4 protein-coding genes are annotated in these 6,024 nt (G+C 61.9%); all 4 read left to right on the forward strand.

The window, feature by feature from the left end; translation table 11 throughout:
• Positions 1-735 (forward strand): class I SAM-dependent methyltransferase (locus tag ACH2EH_RS04510; protein WP_395139360.1); only part of this gene is annotated, 735 nt, incomplete at its 5' end.
• Positions 736-752: 17 nt separating this feature from the next.
• On the forward strand, positions 753-1,550 hold the full coding sequence (locus ACH2EH_RS04515) for a class I SAM-dependent methyltransferase (RefSeq protein WP_395139362.1): 798 nt from the start codon (positions 753-755) through the stop codon (positions 1,548-1,550).
• A 3-nt stretch (positions 1,551-1,553) separates the two neighbouring features.
• Positions 1,554-2,690, forward strand: a complete 1,137-nt coding sequence (gene recF / locus ACH2EH_RS04520) for a DNA replication/repair protein RecF (RefSeq protein ID WP_395139364.1) — start codon at positions 1,554-1,556, stop codon at positions 2,688-2,690.
• A 36-nt stretch (positions 2,691-2,726) separates the two neighbouring features.
• Entirely contained in the window at positions 2,727-5,951 is a 3,225-nt protein-coding gene (locus ACH2EH_RS04525; protein WP_395139367.1) for a glycosyl hydrolase, read from the forward strand.
• The last annotated feature ends 73 nt before the right edge of the window (positions 5,952-6,024 follow it).

A 6,024-nucleotide genomic window follows, 5' to 3' on the forward strand; every position in this document is an offset into this window, starting at 1 on the left:
GTGGATGACGATGCGCTTTATTTTTCTCCTGCCGAGGGCTTTGACCGCCTCGCCGATACCTACGATGCCCGGCTCTCGGGCAGCCCGGTGCTGCTTTTAGAGACCACACAAACTCTGGCGGCACTGCCCAATGTGGCGGGAAAGGTCGTGGCGGATATTGGTTGTGGGACGGGGCGCTACGCCATTCAGTTGATGCGCTTTGGTGCGCGAAAAGTGGCGGGCGTTGATTTTTGCCCCGCGATGCTGGAAGTGGCGCAGCGCAAGGCGCAGAAAGCGGAGCTGCCCATTGAGTGGGGCGTGGGCGACCTCACGGAGCACATTCCTATCCCCGATGCCACGATTGATGCCGCCGTCTGCGCCCTCACGTTGAGCTTCGTCGAGAATCTGCACGCCGCATTTACCGAGCTGGCGCGCGTGCTCAAGCCCGGCGGCATTTTGGTCATCTCCGACCTGCACCCGCACGGCCTCACGCAAGAGCGCGCCGCCTCCAGCGCCGTTTTTCGCAAAGACCACGCGCCGTATCTGCGCTTCACGGATTTGCGAGGCCAGGAATGCCGCATCCCACGCATTCCCCACTCGCTCTCGGACTACGTCAACGCCGCCTACGCCGCCCAGCTCACGCTCATAGCAGCTTCTGAGCCGCTTGTGGACACGCGCCTGGCCGTGACCTTTGGGCAACTGAAAGACCAAATCGGCCTGCCACTCGCGTTGATCCTGAAGTTTGCGAAGCACTGACGCTGTAGAATGGCACTATGATTCCAGAACATGAAAACAATCGGCAGGCATGGAGTGAGGCCGCAAAGAGCTACGCCGACGACACTGAGCAGACGCTGGCGTTTTTGCGCTCGGGCGGGACAAACTTTGTCGCGCCGGAGTATGAGTTTCTGCGCCCGTTAATGCCCTGCGACCGGGCGATTCACTTGCAGTGTGCCGGAGGCCGCGACACGCTCTCGCTCTGGAACCTCGGGGCGCGTGAAGTCATCGGGGTAGACATCAACGACGACATGATCGCGCTGGCTCGGCTGCGCGGCGAGGCGCTGGGTGCGCCCGCACAGTGGGTACGCAGTGATGTGCTGGAGACGCCCGATTCACTCAATGGCACGGCGGACTTGGTCTACACCGGGCGCGGCGCGGTCTGCTGGCTGATGGATATCGAGGCGTGGGCCAGAGTGATCGCGCGGCTGCTGAGGCCCGGTGGGCACTTCTACTTCTTCGACGGCCACCCGGTAAGCTGGGTCTGGGACTTGAACGCGCAGCACTTTCAGCTCGATGCGGAGTACGGCGACTACTTCAGCACGCGTGTCTACGAGGACGAAGGCTGGCCGACGAGCTACATCCCGGAGGCGTACCAGCAGGGTGAGCTGGTGAAAAAATTCGAGCGGCAGTGGACGGTCGCGCAGCTCATTAATGCGCTGATTACGGCGGGGCTGGTGCTCGAAAAGCTCGGGGAGCATCCGGACTTGTACTGGGACACGTTTCCCAATCTCGCGCCAGAGCTAGCCGCAAAGCTGCCACAGACGCTCTCGATTCTTGCACGAAAGCCCGAGTAGCCCATGCATGTCAGCCGGCTGGAGCTTACGGACTTCCGTAACTACGAGCGCCTGGAGTTCAACCCGGGCACGGGGCTCAATGTTTTAGTGGGGCCGAACGCGCAAGGAAAGACCAATGTGCTGGAGGCTTTGTATGCCCTCGCCACAACCAAGTCCCACCGCACGAGCCGCGACACGGAGCTGGTTCGTTTTGGTGCGCCGCTGGCCCGGGTGAGCGCGGAGGTTCAGAAGCTCGGGGATATTGAGTATGACTTAGAGCTGGCGATTGGCGCGGGAGGCATTGGGACATCGGGGAAGTTAGTAAAGCTGGGCGGGAGCAAGCAGCCACGCCTCACGGACTTACTCGGGCATCTCAATGCCGTGCTCTTTGCCTCGACGGACTTAGACATTGTGCGCGGCGAGCCCGACGAGCGCCGGAGATTTCTCAACTACGAGATCAGCCAGCTCTCGCCGCGCTACGCACTGGCGCTGGCCTCGTACCGAAAGGCACTGGAAGGGCGCAATCGCTTGCTCAAGGACTTCAAGCACGGCCACGGCGATGTGGCATCGCTGGAGGCTTGGACCGTGCCGGTGATCGAGCACGGAAGCAAGCTGATCGAGCGGCGTAGAGCATGGCTGACCCGGCTCACGGCGCTAGCGGCCCCGATCCATCAGTCGCTCACGGCGGGGCTGGAGACGCTGGAGGTGGTCTACCAGGCATCCTTCCCGCTCCTGAGTGAGAGCGTTTTGGAAGCCTTTGCTGCGGCGCTGAAAAACGCACGACGGGAAGAAACGGCGCGGGGTGTCACCACACTTGGCCCTCAGCGCGATGATCTCACGTTTCGCATCGGCCCGCCGGGTGGCCTGCTCTTAGATGCGCGCACCTACGGCTCCCAGGGCCAGCAGCGCACGGTCGCGCTCGCCCTGCGCCTCGCCGAGCGGCAGCTTATCGAGGAGACGGTTGGGGAGCCTCCCGTTGTACTTTTAGATGATGTCCTCTCGGATCTAGATGAGAGCCGCCGTAACCAGATCTTCGCGCTCTCACTCACCGGCGGCGGTCAGACCTTCCTCACCACCACCGACCTTGGCCCGATCCCACTGGATGCTGTGCGTAACGCCCGAGTGGTCACCGTCCGCCAGGGAATTTTCCGCGATGCTTGAGCAGGGACAAAGGATTCTTTTGCCGAATCTCTCTGCATGAACCGACGCGCGTTTCTCGCCACTAGCTTTGTGCTTGCTGCCACACCTGCTCTCGCTCAGAAAAAAGAGTCCGAAGCCAAGGGGGCCACCGTGGAGGTAGTGGATGCCATGACGTTCCAGACGCCGCCGCTGGCGGCACGGCCCCATACGTGGTGGCACTGGATGAACGGTAATATCTCCCACGAAGGCATCACGGCGGACTTAGAGGCGATGGCACAGGCGGGCATTGGCGGCGCACAGATCTTCAATGTGGATCAGGGGATTCCGTTGGGCAAAGTGCTCTACATGACCCCCGAGTGGCGGCAGGCGATGGTGCACGCCGCCAAAGAGGCCAAGCGTGTCGGGCTGGAGCTGTGCTTTCATAACTGCGCAGGCTGGTCGAGCTCCGGTGGTCCCTGGATCACCCCCGAGTTTTCCATGCAGGTGCTCACTTGGTCCGAGAGCACGGTGGTTGCGGTTGGCGGAAAAAAGCTGACACTGGAGCTCAAAGAGCCCACCAAGCGCTCCGATTACTACAAAGATATCGCCGTGCTAGCCGTGAAAGTCCCGGCAGCAGGCGACACGGCGCGCATCGCCAATATCCGTGCCAAGGCGCTCTTTGACCGGGGCGGCGATGGACTGGGGCTAAATGTCAAAGGGGCCGCCAGCGAGGGGCAGGCTACCGAGGCCGCAACTCCTTGGGCTGATGTGGTGGTCTTACAGTGTACCCCCGACGGCAAGCTGACTTGGGACGCGCCCGCCGGGAGCTGGGTGCTGCTGCGCATGGGGCACACGACCACAGGTGCCATGAACGCCCCTGCGCCCGAGGCGGGCCGTGGACTAGAGTGCGACAAGCTGAGCCGTGAGGCTATTGAGTTGCACTGGGAAAAGGGTGTCGCGCCGGTACTTACTGATATGGGGCCGGATTTGGTGGGCAAGTCGCTGAACAATGCGCTGATTGACTCCTACGAGATGGGCAGTCAGAACTGGACCCCCAAGCTGCGCCGTGCGTTTATCGCACAGCACCGCTACGATCCTTTGCCGTGGATGCCCGTGGTCACCGGGCGCGTGATCGAGAGCGCCGAGCAGTCTGAGCGCTTTTTGTGGGACTGGCGCCGCACGATTGCGGATTTGTTTGCGGAAAACTATGCGGGGCGCTTTAAAGAGCTCTGCCACGAGAACAAAATGCAGTTCTCCATCGAGCCCTATGGCAATGGTCCGTTTGATAACCTGCAGATCGGGATGCAGGGCGATATTTTGATGGGTGAGTTCTGGGTGCCCGGTGGTAGTGCGGGCGAGACCGTAAAAATCGCGGCGAGCTGCGCTCACGTGATGGGCCGCAAGATTGTGGGGGCGGAGTCTTTCACGGCGGGCGAGAACGAGGGGCGCTGGCAGGTGGAGCCGTATGGCATCAAGGCGCTCGGGGACCGGATGTTTAGCCAGGGCGTGAACCGCTATATCTTCCACCGTTATGCCCACCAGCCGTGGCTTGATCTGAAGCCCGGAATGACGATGGGGCCGTGGGGTTCGCATCTGGAGCGCACACAGACCTGGTGGAAGCAAGCCGCAACTTGGCTGACCTATGTTGCTCGTTGCCAGCATCTCTTGCAGTCCGGGCGCTTTGTGGCCGATGTGCTGACGTTCTGTGGCGACGATGCCCCCAACGATCTGTACCGCCCCAGCCTGCCGCCCGGCTACGACTACGACGGCTGCGACCGCACGGCACTGATGACGGCCAAAGTGGACAAAGGCGAGCTGGTCTTGCCGTCGGGCGCGCGCTATAAAGTGCTCATGATCCCCGACTCCACGTGGCTAACGCCGCAGACCACGGCCAAGCTCGCGGAGCTCAGCAAGGCGGGCGCGAAGATTGTTGGGCGCAAGCCGGAGAAGTCTCCCAGCTTAGTGGGCTACCCCGCGTGCGATACCGAAGTTAAAGCGCTCGCTGCGAAGCTCACCCTGACGACACTCACAACCGCGCTGCCCGCGCCCGATGTGATCATTCCCAAGGCGACGCCCTTTGTCTGGCTGCACCGGAGCACGCCGGATGCCGAGATCTATTTTGTGAGCAATCAGCGCTACACCAATCAGCAAGCCACGGTCGGCTTCCGCGTTGTGGGGCGCACTCCTGAGCTCTGGCACCCAGAGACGGGCGCGACCGAGGCTGCACCGCTCTGGCAGGCCGGTAAGACCCACACCAATGTCACGCTGCAGCTTGGCCCCGCAGAATCCGTGTTTGTGGTGTTTCGCAAAAATGCAAAGCCTGGCAAGCAGCTTACCAAGATCGAGCGCACGGGTGGCACGGCAGCAATCGCAAAGCCCCCCGTGCTGGAGATTCTCTCGGCACGCTACGAGGCCACCGACGGTGCGGGCGGCGCGGACGTGACGGCAAAAGTGAAAGAGCTAATCGCGGCAGGCGAGACCGAGATTCCCGCGACCAATGCGCTCTTTGGCGACCCGATCAGCTTGCATGTCAAGCACCTGAAAATCTCCTACACGCTCGATGGTAAGCCCAAAGAGAAGACCGCCCACGAGAACGAGACACTCGTTCTGCTGGGCAGCGGCCCCGACAACGCCCTCCCTGAGTTCGCGTTCACGGGCGGCAAACTGCTTGCCTACACGCCTGGCACCTACGCCTTCACCGACCCACGCGGGGCGATCAAGCAAGTCACTGCCCCTGCGCTCCGCGAGATGCTACTCACCGGCTGGGAGCTCACGTTCCCCGGTCAGGCACCACGCACGCTAGAAAAACTGGTCTCCTGGACGGAGTTCACCGAGCCCGATGCCAAGTATTTCTCGGGCACGGCGGCCTATAAAACTAGCTTCACGCACACGCCCGACCCGGCCCGCACCGTGATTCTCGATCTGGGAGTGGTGAAAAACTTCGCCGACGTGCTCCTCAACGGACAGTCGCTGGGCACCCTCTGGAAGGCCCCGTGGCGCTTGGATATGACGGAGCTAGTGCGCCCTGGCAGCAACACACTCGAAGTCAAAGTCACTAACCTCTGGGTCAATCGCTTGATCGGCGACGAGCAGCTCCCCCCAGAAGAGGGTGTCGAGTGGACCGGCAAGACCGGCCCGATCAAGGCCTGGCCCAAGTGGCTCCTCGAAGGCAAGCCCCGCCCCGCCACCGAGCGCGTCACGTTCACCACCTGGCGCTACTGGACAAAAGGCGATAAACCTCTCGACTCCGGCCTCCTCGGCCCCGCAAGAATCATGCTCGTGCCAACTTTACCGATACAATAGTGGGGGAGAAAAGTGATGTCACTCAAAGAAATGTTGCCTGGCGTTCGTACGCTGCCACGTACCGATAAATTGC

The sequence above is a fragment of the Armatimonas sp. genome, from assembly GCF_043760365.1.
Lineage (GTDB): Bacteria > Armatimonadota > Armatimonadia > Armatimonadales > Armatimonadaceae > Armatimonas.